Here is an 18291-nt window from a genome sequence, read left to right on the forward strand (position 1 = left end):
TAACAAGCATAGTTTCTGTAGGCGCAAATGATATCGAAGAGATCTCATATTGCATAAAATCATCATGCAATGTTCTTCTAAGCACGATTGTATTTATATCGCTTTGATTGATAAGAAATTTACAAAAGGTTGATATAGTGGATGGAGCGCTAGCTTATGCTATTCGCTAGGCTTGATAGCTCAATGCGCCAATAATGAAGAGGCCCCAATGACCGTACTACTGACCATTCCCACTCGAACATTAGGTTTCGATTACGATATTGAGATCCTAGATTGGTCTCAAAAACTCGGCGGCTTTCATGTGTTTGAAGATGGCAGACGACCGCTTGATGGGGGAATTGGTTTAAGTCTCAATCTTATTGAGCAGTTTGATGTGAATGGGCGTTGGTTAAATTCATTGCCTGCGCGTTATCGTGAAATCACCGACGACTTTCCAGAGTACCAATACCAGATGCTGTGGCTTGCAGCGAATACCTATGAAGCTGCGCAACTGCTTGAATTAAGGCCTGTTATTTTGGCGTTGATCTGCATGAAATACAGCGTCGACAATCAGAAAGCATTGGCACTGAGTCGCTTAGGACAGAAGAAGATCTTGGCCAAACTGGGCTTAGACAGCAGCAAGGCGACACTCAAATTCATCGACAAACTAGAACTTCATTACAACGTTGGTGATGAACTCGACCACATTGTTCGCATTCTCGAACCGCTGCAAAGACGAGTTCTTAAATTCAAACATTACTCAAAAGTCGGATATACAGCCTTGCGTCTGGACCAAGTTCATCCATTTCTAACCGGCAGTCGATTAGGGATTGCAATGGTGGAAGAGGGGCGACTGAATGCACCGTCGAAGATGGCGATGTTCCAAGATGCGATATTGCTAGGACAAGATTTGGAGATGGATGATCCGCTGCGCGCCATTACTAGCCAAAACTCATTTGCGATGTTTGAACAACTTCATGATCGCTGGACGGAGCAACGTCAATTACGTCGTTTAGAGGGGAGTAGCCCCGCGGATAAAGACATCCCTTATCCCGTTCCTTTACTCGGTAATGACAACATTCATCCAATCACTGATTATTATGACCTCAAACAAGAGAGCATTGAACAAAAGCACTCTATTTGTGTGTACCATAATCGAATCATGAGCGATCGCTATCTGGTATTTCGTATGTTTAAACCTCAGCGATTGACCATAGGTTTACGCCGTGTTCCCAGTAAAGCTTTTCCGTTTGAGATTGACCAAATTTGTGGAAAACAAAGTGCACCACCAACGGAGGCTGCAAGACAAGTTATCCACGATTGGTTAGAGGCGAGTAAGCTGCACCGAAAACAAAAACTAGAATGCGATTGCCGCTAAATCAAACAACTCGACGCGGATTGAAGCGATTAATACGATTTATTGCGGCAGTGGTTGAGCGCAAAGCTTATATTGACTAAAATGGCGCACATTTTTATTTACGTACATACAGGTAACGAACATGAGCGATACCAATTCAAAACCCACTTTACCAGATCATCTAGCAGGTAACCCACGCAGCCCATACCACGTAGCTGAGTGTTTCGAATACCCAATCGGTATTCGTTTAAATGGTAAAGAGCGTACTGATGTTGAAGAATACTGCATCAGTGAAGGTTGGGTGAAGATCCCTTCACCTAAGGCGCTTGATCGCCGTGGTCAGCCTATGCTTATTACCCTAAAAGGCACAGTAGAAGCGTTCTACATCGAAGAATAATCACTCGTGTTATTCACTGATAGAGAGTGACTCAGCGATTTTTAATCAGGGTCTAGATCAATCTAGGCCCTTTTTATTGCTTCGCTTTTGGATTGTTTTCTAATACTGACGACCTTGATTGATGCGTTACTCAATAGAATATAGTCTTTGACCGCACGGGGCGCGTTAGATGACCCGTATATGAAGCAAAATGAGTTTTGATACGTTGATGTGATAAACAGAACTTTAAAAGGTCAGCGTTTAAGACAAACTTGAAGGGCGGCTGTCTTTCATTAACACGTCGAGTTTTCTTTGCGCTTTTTTCGTATCTTGTAAATCCACCACTTCAATCATCTCGCACTCGTCTCTTACCATCTCATTGATTAAGCTTGGGTAGTGACGGCAATCTTCAGGGCGGTCTAAATAAATACTGCACGCATATTTCGCTTGGGTATTTTTATCTTTGGTTGGAACAACCTCTAGAAACGGGCATCGAGTCAGGCGTTCGCCAGATTGCGGATCAAACCAGATCTCACTACCACGAACGTATTCAAAAATGTCAGGGTTGAACAGTTCCCACAAATCAATCTCTTTTTGAGTTGCGGCAAGGTCACCATCTCCATATTTGATACAGCATTTCCCACATTGATTACAATTTTTCATTATTGACTTCATTGGTTGGTGAGCATTGATCATGTTACCACTGATGCGATGGTTGAGTTTGTTGTTCATTATAAAAATTCTAGGCAGAGCATCTTTCATCAGGTCATTAATGGCCACTTATCTCGGCAATACCACTGCTATCGAGGTGGCGAACAGTGATACAATTTGTGCTCCACTCGTGATTCAAACGTTCGCTCGTTATTCAGATAAAGGCACACAATGAGAACCGTATACACCACCGAAGGCAACATTAACGCAAAGAAACAGAAAGACGCTTACCCCAAATTGGCGCTATGTGACAATTGCGTGTGTGACTATGTCGTGATTGATCAAGGCGAACGCACTTATCAGCCTTGTGCAAAATGTGGTGCCGACGATTAATGCGCCTTGATAAATACCTTTGTAAAAGCACGGACCTAACCAAGTCAGAAGCCGTTGAGAAAATTCATCGTGGTGAAGTTAGCGTCAACAGCGAAACCGTATTTGATGAATCCATTCAGGTTCATGAAAACAATACTATCTTGCTAAAGGGTAACGCATTAACGCTCAGAGCATTTCGATACATATTGATGCACAAACCTGCGGCAACCATCTGTTCAAATATCGATGAAGTTTATCCATCGTTGTTAAATTACCTTGAGATAGATAAACCATCCGAATTGCATATGGCAGGGCGGTTAGACGCTGACACCACGGGTTTAGTGTTAATCACCGACGATGGTCGTTGGTCTTTTAACATCACATCGCCAACCAAATCGTGTAAAAAGGTTTATCGTGTGACCTTGTTACGAGATATCAAAGACGACGTTGCTGAGCGGTTCAAAGTGGGGGTTCAATTACAAGGGGAGGTTAATCCAACGCGCCCCGCAGAGCTGGAGGTTATTAGCCCAAAAGAGGTGTTATTGACTATCACAGAAGGTAAGTTTCATCAGGTTAAGCGAATGTTTGCTGCCGTCGGAAACCGCGTGGTGAAGCTTCACCGAGAGCAAATCGGCGAGATCCGTTTAGACGTGCAACAAGGCGAATGGCGATATCTCACCGAAGACGAAATAGTCTCTTTTAACCAATAATTTAAAACGAATAGGCTTGTATTCAAGTTAGTGTCGGCTTTACATTATCCTCATGTCGTTTATACCGAGAGTCGGTTGTCATTCAATAGGGTTAAATATGGATATACAGAAGGTCACTGCTGCCGAGGTTTTGCCGATTAGGCATCAAGTTCTTTGGCCTGAAAAATCCCCTGAATTTTGTAAAGTAGAAGGCGATGAATTTGCCATTCATTACGGGGCATTTGTTCACGGAAAATTGGTTTGTGTCGCCTCGGTTTATCAACACGACCATGAAGCGAGACTCAGAAAATTCGCTACACTGCCTGAATATCAAGGTCAAGGGATCGGCTCTAAGGTAATAGAACACTTAATTTATGATTTAAAGCGAGCGCAAGTGAGCGACTTCTGGTGTGATGCTCGAACTTCAGCACTTTCATTTTATCAAAGGTTTGGGCTCAGCGTTGAAGGTGATGAGTTTCAAAAATCAGGTGTGTCTTATTTCAAAATGTCAGTTTCGTGGGATAAGTCGCCACAAACATGACAATCGATTTAAGTCAGCTGGCCATTCGGTTTAAGACGGTGATACGCACCGTCTCATTGTCTTTCATTTCATCATTCTTCGGCAGGCGTGCGAATTAGACATGAGTGCAAAGCCCTTGTTGTCTTGGTTAAGGGAGACTTTTCAATAGACTCGAATCTAAAGGTTATCCTTTCTGATTTTAACTTTGTCACAGCAAAACGGTTCTATGGATAGGTTCTCGCGACCTTTTAAGTCGGCATTGGTCATGAATCGGTATTTTATTCGATCGAACCACCCATTAACATAATCGCAATCATTCGACTTAATCATCTCTAATACTTGTGAAAAATCGATATAGCGAAAATCATATTTTACTACGAGAAGGCTCTCATTTAACGTAACATCGTCAATGTACAAGTTGTTTTTTAAATAGCAGAGTAGCTTCTCTTGAGTATGTTTTGGCCCTAGGAGTCGGCATTTATGTTGATGTACAAATTGGCTATTCATAGAAACCCTTATCGCAACAGAGAAAGTAAAAGCACGAAGAGATCAGCCTAAAGAGGGAGCACTTTGGCGGTTGATTGCTGCACCCCATCATAAGCGACTCATCACATTGAACATTCTTTGAATCTTAAACCTTCCACTTAATGTAAGGTCAAGTTTTTTTCCTACACTATTTCTGACCACTTACTGACTGAGTTTGGTTAATCCAAAAAAAAACGGGAAGACCTTAATGATCTTCCCGTCAGTGATGAGGTTACTTATGGTGCTATCGGCAGTTTGAGTAACAAGCCTTATGCACAACACTTCTTGTATTTCTTACCGCTACCGCAAGAACATGGATCGTTTCGGTTAGGGGTCTTTTCAAACGTCATCGTTTTTGGTTTGTTGAGCAGCGTATCAAGCTCGATGGTGTTCTCTTCTTTGTCTGCGTCGACGGTAACCGTCACGAAGATAGTGTTTTCAGCGGCCAGTGCTTCAACTTCAGCTTTGCGCGCTTCAGTTGGCACCATGACTGCGATTGGCGATTCTTCAGTACCCGCTTTTACATCACGGTTGACGTTGTAGCCAGCAAGAACATGGTTCTGTCTTGTTTCGATACGGCCTTTGAAAAATAGTTTCGACATTGGGTACTCATTAAAAATGTTGAATGGCGCTATTTTTAATGGCGATAGCGCAATGGAGCGGCGATTATACGCATATATTGCGATTGATAAAGCAGTGATGTGAGTAAAGAGGGGTGGTTTTTGTGGGTTAGCAATGGCGACCTCGTTAGCTTTGCACTGATTTGGTTAATGTCGAAATTTAAGGCAATAAGATTTCGCTTAATAGGTTTTCGAATGATAGATTTAAATTATTAACTTAAACAAAGATATAGTGTATGAAGCCAGTTCGAGTACGAAGGCATCATTTGCTGCTTTCTTCTGTGACTGGCTCATTGATGACATTGTGGCGAGTGATTGGGTCTTTGGGCTTTACACTAAGATAAACCGTTTAACTTTAAACACTGAATAAAAGTACCTAACGAAAAGAACCAAACTAAGAGTACCAACATGAAAAACTATTTTGAGAGTCCGTTTGTCGGAAAGTCACTCAAAGAACAAGTGACCAACCCAAACATCATCGTGGGTGAACACAGCTATTACTCGGGTTATTACCACAACCACAGTTTTGATGATTGCGCGCGTTACTTATTAGCGGATAGAACCGACATCGACAAGCTGATCATCGGCAGTTACTGCTCGATTGGTTCTGGCGCTGTGTTTATGATGGCGGGTAACCAAGGTCATCAAAATCAGTGGGTGAGTACCTTCCCATTCTTCTATCAAGACGACGAGAAGTTTGAAGATGCGATAGACGGCTTTGAACGCTCGGGTGATACCGTGATTGGCAATGATGTATGGATTGGCACCGAAGCCATGATCATGAGTGGTGTTAAGGTTGGCGACGGGGCAATCATCGCAAGTCGAGCGGTGGTAACTAAAGATGTGCCACCTTATTCGATTGTCGGTTCAAACCCTGCGCGTCATATCCGTTATCGCTTCAATGAGACTGAAATCGCTCAGCTATTGGAAATGCAATGGTGGCAGTGGAGCGAAGAGCAGATCAAAGGCGCGATGTCGCTAATGTGTTCATCCGATATCGACGGGCTTTACCAATACTGGAAAGCGCTCAAGTAATCGCTGTTCCCAGAGCGCTTTTGTCACCGAATTCTCTTAGAACAGCCAAAAATGCAATCTTGCTTGGTTTCATTCCACAATGGGTATTGCTTCATTACTTGGCTGTAGAGCTGGCTTTCGAGAAGCGATCTTAACCAACGACCTACGTTTTGGTATTCCGATTGTACAAACCATTTTTTTTCGACTCGCACAAACTGGCTGACAAAAGGCATCACCGCGAAGTCGGCTAAGCTTGGCGTTTGGCCAAAAAAGTAGGGTTGATCGGTGAGTCGTGCTTCTAACTGGCCGATAAAGGCTTCGCAGGCTTGTCGACGTTGTTCAACATCGATATTTCGATAACGAACAGACGCACGATACTTTTCTAAGTGACCAATAAACTCATCATCGTAGGTTTTAATAAGTTGTTGAACTTGCTTGCTAAGTGTTGGATTGCTTGAACGAAGAAGATCTTGAGGATCGTTTTGTTGAAGTGCCCAGTTCATCACATCCAAGCTCTGTTCAATGACTTGTCCATTGGGCAACACCAATATCGGAACCGTCCCTTTTGGCGAACTGGCCAATAGTTCGCGAGGCTTGTCTTTGGTTACAATTTCTCGAAGTAATACTTGTTGTTGTGATAGTGCGATACCCATCCGTCCACGCATTGCATAAGGGCAACGGCGTAAGGAATAGAGAATAGGTAGGTCGGCTTCATTCTGCATATTGAGGTCGTTTAGTTTGAAAAGAGTGGTTAGGTGGTAAAGAGAACGTGATATAGGTAGAATACTCGGCTTAAAAATTATAAGTAAGTGAGCGACTTCAAAAATGAGCAGAAAGATTGAGTTATTAGCCCCTGGTGGCGATGTTGAGGCAATTAAAGCTGCCATCGTAGCAGGTGCTAATGCGGTTTATTGTGGCTTAGACACCTTCAATGCTCGTAATCGAGCCTCTAACCTGTCGTTAGATGAATTGAACGGTGTTATTCGCCTTGCTCATGAATACGGTTGTGAAGTGTTTTTAACTCTTAATGTGGTGCTGTTGGAGCATGAAATTAAGAGCATAACTAAACTGTTGAACCAATTGGTGAACACCAAAGTTGATGGCATTATCGTGCAAGATCTTGGCTTGTTCGATTTGATTAATAAGTATTTTCCATCACTGGATGTTCACGCATCAACCCAGTTAACCACGCACAATGAAGGTCAGATCAAATTCTTGTCTAAGATTGGTGCAACGCGCGTTAACTTGTCTCGAGAACTAAACCTGCCAGAAATAAAGATGTTAACGCAAGTGGCGCACGATCATGATGTGCTAACAGAAGTGTTCGTACACGGTGCTCTGTGTATCGCTTTTTCTGGTCAATGTTACTCAAGCTCTGTGAGTGTTGGTAACTCTGGTAACCGTGGTCGTTGTAGCCAAGCGTGTCGTGATGAATACGAAATCACCAACGCGGGTAATAAGTACCCACTCAACCTAAAAGATAACTCCGCTTACTACGACTTACCTGAACTGGTTGACGCGAAAGTTGACTCGCTAAAAGTCGAAGGTCGTATTAAAGGCGCACACTACGTATACACAGTCATTGATACGTGGCGTAAACAGATCGATAGCTTTGTCGAAAGTGGGTTGTTGATCGAAGACGATTCAAACCTACACAAAGTATTCAACCGTGATTTCACGAACTCTTTCTTAAAGGGCAACCTTACCAAAGACATGTTCATCGATAACCCGCGCGACAACAGCATGAACTACGCGATTGAGAAAGCGGCGAAGCAGAACAACGAAATCTCAGTTGTGCAAATTCAAGAAGTGACCAGCGATCTCTATGAAGCTAAAAATGCGCTAGGTAGCGAAATGCGCGACAAGATCGAGTTCCTTGATATTCGTAAAACACCGGTGTCATTGTCGTTTAGCGCGAAACTGGGTCAACCATTCACGGTGACAGTGAACACACCAAAAGAAAACTTTACGCTTCAATCTCAATCGTTATTGGCAACAGCTAAAGAGACTGCGATTACTCAGGCGTTACTTGAAAAGCGTTTCAAGTCAGTGAAGAGTGCTGTTCATACGCTTGAAAACTGTAACTACGACAACTTAGATGAAGGTCTGATTCTTCCTTTGAAAGAAGTGTCGGTCTTAAAAGACGAAATCGATTTCATCTTAAACGGATCTGTGAAAGTGATTAAGCACGTTGAAGTGCCGGCGCTTCCACAACATCCTAAGGTGAACGAAAAGCCAACCATGTCGATGTTGATCGCGGATGTAGAAGATTTACACCTGTGTGATGTCACTGATGCCGATGTTTACTTCAAACTACCAGAAAGCTTTAAGAAGCGTTGTAATAAGTACATCTATATCTTAGCGACAAACCCACGCTTGATTCCTTGGTTCCCTGCGGTATTGATTGGTAAAGACTATGACGAAGCCGTTCGCATTCTTGAAGAAGTGAAACCGCCACGTATTGTGACTAACAACACGGGTATCGCTTACAAAGCTTATGAAATGGGTATCGAGTGGGTTGCAGGCCCGTTTATGAATACCACCAACTCTCACGCATTACTCACTCTAAAAGAAGAGCTTAATTGTGCCGGTGCGTTCATTTCGAACGAGATCAACAAAGGTCAGATTCGTCATATTCGCCGCCCAGAGAACTTCAAATTGTTCTATAGTATCTACCATCCGATCTTGATGATGACCAGCCGCCAATGTTTCTTCCAAAGAACCGTGGGTTGCAACAAACCAAGCATTGAAGCAGGTTGTATGCTGAAGTGTGAGAAAGCGACCACGATAACGAACGTGAAGGGCATCTCTTTTGCTGTTGATAAGCAGAAGGGCGGTTACCCAAGCATTTACAATCACGAGCAGTTCTTAAACCCTCAGGCTGTAACGGATTTTTCTGGTCTGTTTGACGAGTTTTTTATCGACCTAACTAATATTGGTGCGGGTTCGAAAGAAGTGAAAGACAAAGTTGAGTTAATTAAGCAATTTGAAGGCTTAATTAATGGAGTAGCAGGTTCACAGCAGAATCTAGAGCAGCTTGTAGAGGTTCGGACCAATACGCAATACGTACAAGGGCTATAGGGAATACGCTTTAAGAGCTCCGGTACTCAGAGGTTAATATTTAGGTATGGGCGTGGTGCTTGTTAGGTATGCAAACCTCTAGATAAAAAAGGCCATTCAATTGAGTGGCCTTGTTAAATTGGGTTATCAAAAAGTGTACATAACGAAAGGTGCGCTGAGGTATAGGGTTTAAGCTGTGGTCACGTCTTGTTTGAAGCAAGGGGTTTTCAACGTATTCATCTTTTCGATTTCATTGGTTAAACGCAGTGAAAGTAGTGCTTTTTGGTTAGAGGCAAAATCAAACATAACGATGGTGGCGTTGCCAATCGTTGTGAGTTTTTGCTGTGCTTTACTGACAATCGCGTATTCCATGGTGAAGCGATCATCTTGAATGTTTGTAACGCGAGAGCCGATCATCAGTGTGTCTGGGTAGGTGACGGGGCGAAAATACTTACAGTAAGTGTCACCAAGAACTGGACCAACTTTGGTCATCGCCATCTCTTCCATCAGTTCAACGTGCTTAAAAAAATCTAAGCGAGCGGTCTCGAAGTAACGAAAATAGACGGCATTATTAACGTGATTAAGCGCGTCCATTTCCCCCCAAGCGACAGGAATTTCGGTAATTACCGGGTAGTCGGATAATAGTGCTTCCATGCAAACTCTCTTATTGTTATTGGCTTATCCTTAAGCAGAATAAGTGGTTATTGGAATCAAAATCCTACCGTTAAATTAACAAAACTGCAACATGTGTGTTTAAGTTTTTGAAGCTTGAAACGACACAATCTTAGAGACTTCGCCTTTCGTTATTTAGTGACGAGTTCACACCATTTTTAAGGCCAATTTGGCATTTTCGACTTAGGTTTTAGCCGTAAAAGCATTCTCTGCCAACACGAAAAAAGCCCACAGGAGTGGGCTTTCGTAGCTTTAACGACTTTTTAAGTAAGTCTTTGAATGCATTAGTTCGCGTTGAGAGGGTCTTCTGCCACAACCGCAGAGAATGTATTTGAGTTATAGGGTGAACTTTTTAAATCAGTACCAAGACTGTAGTTCTCATAATCATCAGAAAAGATGACATTTGTGCCTGCCGTATCCGAATACACTTGATAGTCGTCGACGAATAAAGTGGTGTCGGCTGTGTTACTGTTTGACGAGAACCTAATGGCGGTCGCGGTCACTTCTACGCCGGGTGTGACGTTGTGTGACGTGTAAGGGCCGTACTCAGTGCCATTGATTTTGACAGAGTAAGTCCCGGCTGCACTTAAACTGGATGTATCCCAAGACATTTCAAGGTCAAGCCAGGTACCAGGAGTAAAGGTTGTTAGTTGATCACTTTCACCACGGAGTGTAATTTTTCCTTCGTCAATTCTTAATTCCCCAATTAAAGAACTGGTAGAGTTGGCTGTATCAAAGAGAGAAACATAAGCCGATTCGGTTTCAGCTACGTCATAGTACATAGACACTTTATGTGTACCTGTCGTCATTCCGGAATCAAACTTGTAACGTAATTCCCCGGTGTCGCTCGTATCCGTATCAGTAATCGCTGCAACTTGATTGTCGGTTGGCTGTGAAGTGTCTGGCTGATTCGTACCGCCATCAACAACAACCGTTGCTTCGGCCGTATTGTTATTGTACGGGTCGCCCGACAAAACGTGACCATTAGGGTAACTATCAAAGTTATCGGCAAACACTAATTCATCGGTGGTTGTGTCATTGGAATAAACTTTCAAGTTGTCGGCGTTTAGCTCGTAATTTGTCGTATTAGAAGTGTCACCAAGTTTGAGCGCTATGACGGTAACGGCATTTTTGTCAACCGATTCAAAGCCGTTGCCGTTATTGTCGTATACGGTGTCATTGACTTTAAATGTGTAGTAGCCACTTTCCCAACTTAATTCCACAGCGAGATCCTCGCCTAAGTTATAAGTACCCACTGGCTGATCTGAAACTTGAGGTTTACCATCAACAAGGACATTTGAACGATAGAAAATCTGCCCAGCATTGAATATCACCTCACCGTGCAGGTTAATGTTAGAGGTGCCCGAACCGTAAAGACTGATATAGGCGTTATCTCCGTTGCCATTAGCTGCTTGTGCTGAGTCTGGGTCAACCTGATAGATGAGATCAACAGTGACTTTTCCTGATTCGATACTATCTACAGTCGCGCCTGTGCTGTTGTCTGACAGCTTTAAACGTAACTCACCGACATCATTTTTCGCACCATTATTGTTGGTGTCGAGTATCTGAACATAGCCATTGATACCGTTTGCTGCATTCGCTTGGATAATGGCATCTTGTACATTCCCAGTTTCTGTCTGATCTGAACCTGAATAAGCAATACCCGTTGAGCTATCTGAAATGATGAGGGCACCTGAGTCATCGAAAGTGAATGTACCATCTAAGATTTCAAGCGTTGATGAACCCGTTTCATAGTAAGTGAAAGATACCGTACCTGCATCTTCATCATAATTATTGGTCGAAGCACTTGCGTCCTTAATGGTATAAGTGCCTAAGTTATCGTCGTCATCATAGTACTTATGGTGACCATCTTCTTGGAAAACATAGACGTTGGGTAAATCGGCGTTTGACGATGCGGCTATTGAAGAAGAATTGCCATCGCCAATTTTCCAGTACCCCGTCGTTAACACGGATTTTTGGCTATCTGGAGTGTTCGGGTCCGTTGGAATAGGTAGACCATCACTATTACAACCAAAGAGTAAACCGGTTGAAAGAGTGACCGCTATAGCGACTTTAGAAATCTGCATAAAATATTCTCTTTATGATATTTAAACCATATGTAAATTACATAGGAAATAGATAATGAATAGTCGTTAAATATTTTATTAGCGCAAAACTAATAGCTATTTAAACAGACTATCCTTTTAAAGAAATTAATTAAATATGCCCCAAAATTTGACAAGAGGAAGGGGGGGATTTAATAAATTGACTATTTTCTACTTAGAACGAATAAGCAACGCCCACACGGTATTTTGCTTCACGATCTTTTGAAGATGAACTGATATCAGAAGACCAAATTTCTGCAAATGGTTTCCAAGATCCGAATTTGTAGTTTACTTTTAGCCCAGCATCCCATTCCCAGTCATCGCTATTATATAGAAGTACGTTATCCAAAGATTTTACGTAGTTAGCTTCGTAAGCGAGTCCGAGTTTAGGTAACGATTTTATTTTATAAGCGCCGGTTAATGTGATTTTAGATTTTTGAGCCGACTCTAAACGTTCACCGGTCTCTGAATCTCTATCACCAAATTGGGTGTGATTACGGAAGTCAGAATATTCATGACGGTAACGAATAGCGGTCGTTAAGCCCATCTCTGCTTTATAGCCAACACGGAATTGTGGTTTGTAAGTGACCTTTTTCATTTTCCAGTCACCATCGTTAGCATTAGGCTCATCCCAATCCCAAGCAATAGGCATCCCCATTTGTAAGTACCAATTGTTGTTTATTTCATAGGTAGCAGTATTGTCGATTTCCAAACCATAGATGTACCAATTGCCGTTGTAGAAACTCTGGCTGTTCGCTGACTTAACAGATTTTGAATCTTCATCGTAGTATGAATCATCAGTGTGGAACTTCAGTTCTAAGCCCGTAGAGTGTTTCCACTTATCGGATAGTTTAAAACTTTCACCCAGTTTAACTCGATGTTGATGACGAGCATCGACGTGATCTGTATCACCATTCGTTTTTGTATAATCCGTCGCTGCACGATATTCGTAACGATAATCTAGAGTTGCGGCAGTAGCGGTGCCCGCTAAAAGAGTACAAGCTACTGTAGCTGCTATTTTTGTAACTGAATGCATACCTTTGTCTCACTATTATTTTTTAGTCTGGATATATCCAATATACCCTTGGCTCACAAACCAATATCATAGATGATATTAAATTAATGTATGACAAATATGATATTTATTTTGGAGGGAAATTTCTGTGAGGCCTATCGTAAAATCCGGAGTGATGAGCAACTATGCGGCGAAATGCAATGAATGTCTCAATTTCTGGCGGATAAGTTAAACCATTCATGATGCACTTCTCATATTCATTACTCTTGCTAATTTACGCATCTGTATGTGTTAAAATAAGACAAATACTAGGGTGTGCTTAGGTTTTACGCCTGATTTATGCGTTATCTGGCTAAATCATCACGCTTAAAGGCATGAATATAAGTATTTGCTAAAAGATTAAAGCCAACTTTATTGATGGTTTATTTAAGTCGAAGAGAAAATATTTACTATTCAAATGTGATTTATGTACTGAGAGTGTGCTCGGTATCGGTTTAAAATAGAGGATGAGTCATGTTTAAGAAAAACATATTATCAGTGGCATTATTAGCAACGGTACCAATGGTTACTTTTGCTAATAACGGTGTTTCTTACCCTGTGCCAGCAGATAAATTCGATATGAATAATTGGAAAATAACGATACCTTCAGATATTAATAAAGATGGTCGAGTTGATGAAATAGAAGGTGTAGCAATGTTGAGCTACTCACACAGTGATTTCTTTCATCTTGATAAGGATGGAAGCTTAGTCTTTGAAGTTCAAAATCAAGCGATCACTACGATAAACTCAAAAAATGCACGTTCTGAATTACGCCAAATGCCGCGTGGCGCAGATTTTTCGATTAATACGGACGACAAAGCCAACCAGTGGGCATTATCAAGTCATCCGTCTGCCAATGAGTACAGTGCCGTTGGTGGAACCTTAGAAGCGACATTAAAAGTTAATCACGTTTCGATGAATGCCAAGTTTCCTGAAAGGTACGCCGCTTATTCGGTGGTTGTCGGCCAAATACACGCGAAGAAACACGATGATCTTATTAAAGCAAAAACCGGCTTTGGTTATGGTAACGAACCTCTAAAGATCTTTTATAAAAAGTTTCCGGGTCAAGAAACGGGCTCTGTATTTTGGAACTACGAAAGAAACCTAGAAAAGAATGATCCTAACCGTGCCGATATTGCTTACCCTGTTTGGGGGAATACTTGGGAAAACCAAGCGGATCCTGGAAAAGCAGGCATTGCGTTGGGCGAAGAGTTTAGCTATCGAGTGGAAGTTGAAGGCACGATGATGCATCTGACTTTTGAATCGGCTGGTCACGATACCGTTAAGTATGACATTGATTTGAGTAAGGGCATTGATGAGCTTGATTCATCAAGGGGCTATGCTGAAGATGATTTCTACTTCAAAGCGGGTGCGTACGGACAATGCAGTGTTAACGACTCTCACCCTGTCTGGGGGCCGGGTTGTGCTGGCACTGGAAACTTCGCCGTTGATAAAAAGAATGGTGATTACAATAGTGTTACCTTCTCGGCACTTAAGCTTAATGGTAAATAAATAGCCTAATGGCCAATAAATAAGCCGTAACAAACAACATTGTAGATAAATAAAAACCACTTAGCGGAACGTTAAGTGGTTTTTTCGCGTTAAAACACAGGTATTTTATGGTGTTGGTGGCTTTGTTGCGTAATTCAATGGAACTAAATCAAGAACCTACGATCTGATCAGCTACCTCCCCCCTCTCTCGTAGCCCTATGCCTAAGCCTCGTTACAAAACAACCAACTGGAAGCAATACAACCAATCACTCATTAACCGTGGCTCTCTGACCTTTTGGATTGATGAAGAAGCAATAAGCGGGTGGGCGCAAAGTAAACAGAATAAGCGCGGGAGGCCGCGTCGGTTCAGTGATTTAGCTATCACGACAGCACTCATGGTGAAACGAGTTTTTTCTATGCCATTGAGAGCGCTTCAAGGATTTATCGACTCGATATTTAGGTTAGCCCATGTACCGTTAAGTTGTCCGCATTACACCTGCATCAGTCGTAGAGCCAAGCAAGTTGAGGTTTCATTTAAGACTAAAACGAGAGGAGCGATACAACACCTAGCCATTGATTCAACTGGCCTTAAGGTTTATGGCGAAGGTGAATGGAAAGTCAAAAAACACGGGACGGATGGCAAGCGTAGAGTCTGGAGAAAGCTTCATATTGCCGTCGATACCAACACTCATGAGATCATTGCCGCCGAGCTAAGTTTATCGACGGTTACAGATGGAGAAGTATTCCCTAACTTACTGAAACAAACACGCCGAAGTATCCTTGAGGTGTCTGGTGATGGCGCTTACGACACGAGAGCGTGTCACGCTGCTATTAAGATTAAGGGAGCCATTGCGCTTATTCCCCCAAGAGAAGGGGCAGCCTTCTGGGAGCGTGGTCACCCTCGAAATCTCGCCGTGGGTTGCCAGAAATTATACGGCTCAAATAAGTATTGGAAAGAGCGGTATGGATACCACAAACGTTCACTCTCAGAAACAGCAATGTATCGAGTTAAACAGTTGCTAGGAGGGCAACTGAGCTTAAGAAATTACAATGCACAGGTGGGTGAAACTTACGCGATGATAAAAGCGTTGAACAAGCTTACTGGGTTAGGTATGCCTGAAACTTGTCGTATTGACTAAGGAATACGCGAAACGGGGTGGCTCTATCTCTAAATTTAATTACGCAACAAAGCCGGTGTTGGTCGTTCTATTTTGTAAAAAATACAACCTGACCAAAGGGAAGCTTGTATTCGACGATATTGAGCTTAAGTTACAGTAAGCAATCATTTCTAGTCATACATCAACTCATTGGCTTTGTCCGCATCAAACTCTTTCAAAGATTTACGCGCTAAGTGGCGGAACGGCAGCGCTTTAATGATCTCTTCGAATGGCTGAATAGCAAATGCCCAAAATATTGATCCATCTAACCCCAAGATAATCAAAGCACATAATGGGATTGAAATTACCCACTGGCCGGTAAAGTTAATTTTGAATACATCCGTGGTTTTCCCTAGTGCTCTTAATATGTTTCCGTGAACCGTGTTGTAGCCTCGAACAATGGGTAACACGATGTAGAGTGGGGCAATAAGCGATAACGCTTGATAAGTCGAAGGATCCAGTGCTGGATAAATATCAGCAATCACTAAACTTAAACCGGCAAACATCACCGCACAAACAATAGAAATACCCACCGCAATATCAATACTGGTATCCACATTTTTTGTTAAATCGTCTATTTTTTTTGAACCAATAGCTTGGCTAATGGTGATCGCAGAAGATTGAGCCCAAGCGGTAATAAATTGAGTTCCTGCTCGTATCCATGGCATGACCAAGGTGATTGCCACGTAGGCATTGATATTGAGCTGTGAATACAATAGTTGATAGACGGTGATACCGATAGACAGCATAACCACATTGGCCGCGACTGGAAATATCTCGATGAAATGACGACGAATGTTGTAAATGAACTCCGATTTCTTAGCCTCCACTTTCAGTGAAACAAAAGAATCGAAATGGACACACAAAACCAGATACAGCAGACGAATGGTGATAGCCATAACACTACCGAGGGCGGCACCCTGAACACCGATACCTTCAAAGGTTGAATAACCATGAATAAGCGTATACGAGAGTAGGGCGTTAATCGGCAGTTCGATCAAGTAACCCTTAAAAGGAATTTTGGTTCGCCCCAAGGCATTAAATTGAGCGATGATTACCTGTGTGACAGCGGTGAATAGAATGAGATATTTTGCAATGTCCAGATAGTGTCTGATTTCCAGATGAAGGTTTTTATCGTCGGTTAAGGATTGAATCAAAGGTTGATCGAAAAAAGTAAGCAAGAACCAAAATATCGTTGCCAATCCTAAGTTAATGAACAGGCCCGACCAAAAAGCTTTAGCAAGAGAAGATTTTACACCAGAGCCGACAGCACGACTCAGCACCAGTTGCGTACCATTCGCGAGTGCCATTTGGATCCCTAATACAAAGGAGATGATGGTCGTTGCAATACCCATTGCGGCGAGAGGCGTTTCACCAAGTGGAGAGATAAGCAGGGTGTCGATCATCAACATCGACTGCATCAGCAACCCATTTAAGGCGAGAGGCCAGGCGAGAGAGAAATTTTTCCTAACGTATGACTGCGAAGACACAAGCAATACCTTATATGTCTAACCGTAAGCTTTTTATAAATGATCTAAGTTCACCGATTGAAAATCAAACACTACGGTAATTGATGGTTAAAATAAAATCGTTGATTCGATAGCGCTAATGGTCAAAATATGGCTGAATCTTGCGTCAGAGCACCTCGGTTTTGATGCGCGATAATCACAATCATTCGATCTTGGTTAATTGATGGATAATTCAACTTGAGACAATTTTTGGTTTTCATCATCCAGTAATACTCGAGAAGCTATTCGTGCTTGTTGCTCATTGCCCGACATAATCGCATCGTATATGGCTTTGTGTTCTTCAAGGCAGAAGTGACCGCCTTCAGCTGAATGGTCGATAAACTGTTTGAAAATCGTCGATAGAATGTTTGTGAATGGAATGTAAAACTGATTACCCGTTGATAAAAAGATGGTCTGATGAAAAAGGTGGTCATGCGTTGTCCATTCTTCATAATCAAAGCTGTTTGCTGCCATGGTCATCTTTTGAAATAAAATTGAGAGTTCTTTTCGTTGCTGGACGGTAGCATTGGTTGCTGCCAACGCACACGCTTCTGGGTCAATGGCCTTTCTTAAGCCTAAAAATTGAGATAAGAAGGGTTTAGTGTCTTCTAAATCTTGAATCCAATACAGTAATTGTGGATCTAAGAAATGCCATTGTGTTCTCGGCTTGATATGAGTACCTACTTTCGGTTTTGACTCAATCAATCCTTTTGCAGAAAGTAGCTTGGTTGATTCTCTAAGGGCAGTTCTGCTCACACCAAAGATATCGCACAGCTCCATCTCACTGGGTAATTTTTGATTTTCTTGTAACTCACCAGACAAAATCTTACGCGCAATTTGCCTTGCCACTTGAACGTGAATTCGGCGGCTTGAATCTTCCACCAATGTAAATATTGACATTTAAACCACCTGAAATTGAAAAACAAAAAACAGACTGAATACTGTTAAGGCTACACCAGAGGAAGACTTGTCATTAGAGTGTATTTGCTTTTAAAAGTGCTAAAGAACAGAGTCTCTTTGAGAATAGGGCTCTTATAATTATTAAATATTACAATAACACTTGTAATATTCAAGGACGTTTCTTACAAAACCGATCAATAAAGCCACAAATAGCGATAGCAAGACTGGTTTTGTGATTTAC

The 18291-nt window shown here is 42.2% G+C and carries 17 protein-coding genes; 9 read left to right on the forward strand and 8 right to left on the reverse strand.

What is annotated here, in order from left to right; genetic code table 11:
* The first annotated feature begins 208 nt into the window (after positions 1 to 208).
* Positions 209 to 1357 carry a hypothetical protein gene (locus OCU36_RS06145; RefSeq protein WP_261839511.1) on the forward strand — a complete coding sequence of 383 codons (1149 nt, stop codon included), beginning with the start codon at positions 209 to 211 and terminating at the stop codon, positions 1355 to 1357.
* Between the two features lie 121 nt (positions 1358 to 1478).
* Positions 1479 to 1733 (forward strand): DUF3297 family protein, encoded by a 255-nt coding sequence (locus OCU36_RS06150; protein WP_261839512.1) that lies wholly within the window; start codon positions 1479 to 1481, stop codon positions 1731 to 1733.
* Positions 1734 to 1973: 240 nt separating this feature from the next.
* Here the strand turns inward: OCU36_RS06150 and OCU36_RS06155 are convergent, their stop codons facing one another.
* Positions 1974 to 2375 carry a YkgJ family cysteine cluster protein gene (locus OCU36_RS06155; RefSeq protein WP_261839696.1) on the reverse strand — a complete coding sequence of 134 codons (402 nt, stop codon included), beginning with the start codon at positions 2373 to 2375 and terminating at the stop codon, positions 1974 to 1976.
* A gap of 219 nt (positions 2376 to 2594) precedes the next feature.
* Between OCU36_RS06155 and OCU36_RS06160 the strand changes: the two genes are divergently transcribed.
* The 3 genes from OCU36_RS06160 to OCU36_RS06170 all read left to right on the forward strand — a co-directional run bounded on the left by OCU36_RS06160 (position 2595) and on the right by OCU36_RS06170 (position 3965).
* Complete coding sequence (locus OCU36_RS06160; RefSeq protein ID WP_261839513.1) at positions 2595 to 2756, forward strand: hypothetical protein; 162 nt, start codon at positions 2595 to 2597, stop codon at positions 2754 to 2756.
* The gene (locus OCU36_RS06165) at positions 2729 to 3445 is read left to right on the forward strand and encodes a pseudouridine synthase (RefSeq protein ID WP_261839514.1); all 717 of its coding nucleotides are present in this window, start codon (positions 2729 to 2731) and stop codon (positions 3443 to 3445) included. The genes OCU36_RS06160 and OCU36_RS06165 overlap by 28 nt, the downstream gene beginning before the upstream one ends.
* 97 nt (positions 3446 to 3542) lie before the next feature.
* On the forward strand, positions 3543 to 3965 hold the full coding sequence (locus OCU36_RS06170) for a GNAT family N-acetyltransferase (RefSeq protein WP_261839515.1): 423 nt from the start codon (positions 3543 to 3545) through the stop codon (positions 3963 to 3965).
* 773 nt (positions 3966 to 4738) lie between these two features.
* On the opposite strand, the gene OCU36_RS06175 is transcribed toward OCU36_RS06170, so the two are convergent.
* A complete protein-coding gene (locus OCU36_RS06175; RefSeq protein ID WP_261839516.1) occupies positions 4739 to 5071 on the reverse strand; it encodes a PBPRA1643 family SWIM/SEC-C metal-binding motif protein in 333 nt (110 codons plus the stop codon).
* Between the two features lie 426 nt (positions 5072 to 5497).
* On the opposite strand from OCU36_RS06175, the gene catB reads away from it, so the two are divergent.
* The gene (gene catB, locus OCU36_RS06180; protein WP_261839517.1) at positions 5498 to 6124 is read left to right on the forward strand and encodes a type B chloramphenicol O-acetyltransferase; all 627 of its coding nucleotides are present in this window, start codon (positions 5498 to 5500) and stop codon (positions 6122 to 6124) included.
* Positions 6125 to 6147: 23 nt separating this feature from the next.
* Here catB and OCU36_RS06185 read toward each other — a convergent pair whose 3' ends face one another.
* A complete protein-coding gene (locus OCU36_RS06185; protein WP_261839697.1) occupies positions 6148 to 6756 on the reverse strand; it encodes a glutathione S-transferase in 609 nt (202 codons plus the stop codon).
* A 172-nt stretch (positions 6757 to 6928) separates the two neighbouring features.
* Between OCU36_RS06185 and OCU36_RS06190 the strand changes: the two genes are divergently transcribed.
* On the forward strand, positions 6929 to 9184 hold the full coding sequence (locus OCU36_RS06190) for a peptidase U32 family protein (RefSeq protein WP_261839518.1): 2256 nt from the start codon (positions 6929 to 6931) through the stop codon (positions 9182 to 9184).
* Between the two features lie 168 nt (positions 9185 to 9352).
* Here OCU36_RS06190 and OCU36_RS06195 read toward each other — a convergent pair whose 3' ends face one another.
* The 3 genes from OCU36_RS06195 to OCU36_RS06205 all read right to left on the reverse strand — a co-directional run bounded on the left by OCU36_RS06195 (position 9353) and on the right by OCU36_RS06205 (position 12976).
* A complete protein-coding gene (locus OCU36_RS06195) occupies positions 9353 to 9817 on the reverse strand; it encodes an acyl-CoA thioesterase (protein WP_261839519.1) in 465 nt (154 codons plus the stop codon).
* A 302-nt stretch (positions 9818 to 10119) separates the two neighbouring features.
* Positions 10120 to 11922: a hypothetical protein gene (locus OCU36_RS06200; RefSeq protein ID WP_261839520.1), complete on the reverse strand. Its 1803-nt coding sequence runs from the start codon at positions 11920 to 11922 to the stop codon at positions 10120 to 10122.
* Between the two features lie 193 nt (positions 11923 to 12115).
* Entirely contained in the window at positions 12116 to 12976 is an 861-nt protein-coding gene (locus OCU36_RS06205) for an oligogalacturonate-specific porin KdgM family protein (protein WP_261839521.1), read from the reverse strand.
* Positions 12977 to 13468: 492 nt separating this feature from the next.
* On the opposite strand from OCU36_RS06205, the gene OCU36_RS06210 reads away from it, so the two are divergent.
* Complete coding sequence (locus tag OCU36_RS06210; protein WP_261839522.1) at positions 13469 to 14506, forward strand: polysaccharide lyase family 7 protein; 1038 nt, start codon at positions 13469 to 13471, stop codon at positions 14504 to 14506.
* A gap of 197 nt (positions 14507 to 14703) precedes the next feature.
* The gene (locus OCU36_RS06215) at positions 14704 to 15624 is read left to right on the forward strand and encodes an IS5 family transposase (protein WP_261839023.1); all 921 of its coding nucleotides are present in this window, start codon (positions 14704 to 14706) and stop codon (positions 15622 to 15624) included.
* A gap of 149 nt (positions 15625 to 15773) precedes the next feature.
* Here OCU36_RS06215 and OCU36_RS06220 read toward each other — a convergent pair whose 3' ends face one another.
* Together OCU36_RS06220 and OCU36_RS06225 are read right to left on the reverse strand one after the other, a co-directional pair.
* On the reverse strand, positions 15774 to 17063 hold the full coding sequence (locus OCU36_RS06220; protein WP_261839523.1) for an MATE family efflux transporter: 1290 nt from the start codon (positions 17061 to 17063) through the stop codon (positions 15774 to 15776).
* A gap of 264 nt (positions 17064 to 17327) precedes the next feature.
* The gene (locus tag OCU36_RS06225) at positions 17328 to 18050 is read right to left on the reverse strand and encodes a FadR/GntR family transcriptional regulator (protein ID WP_261839524.1); all 723 of its coding nucleotides are present in this window, start codon (positions 18048 to 18050) and stop codon (positions 17328 to 17330) included.
* Positions 18051 to 18291 lie beyond the last annotated feature (241 nt).

Source organism: Vibrio artabrorum, assembly GCF_024347295.1.
Lineage (GTDB): Bacteria > Pseudomonadota > Gammaproteobacteria > Enterobacterales > Vibrionaceae > Vibrio > Vibrio artabrorum.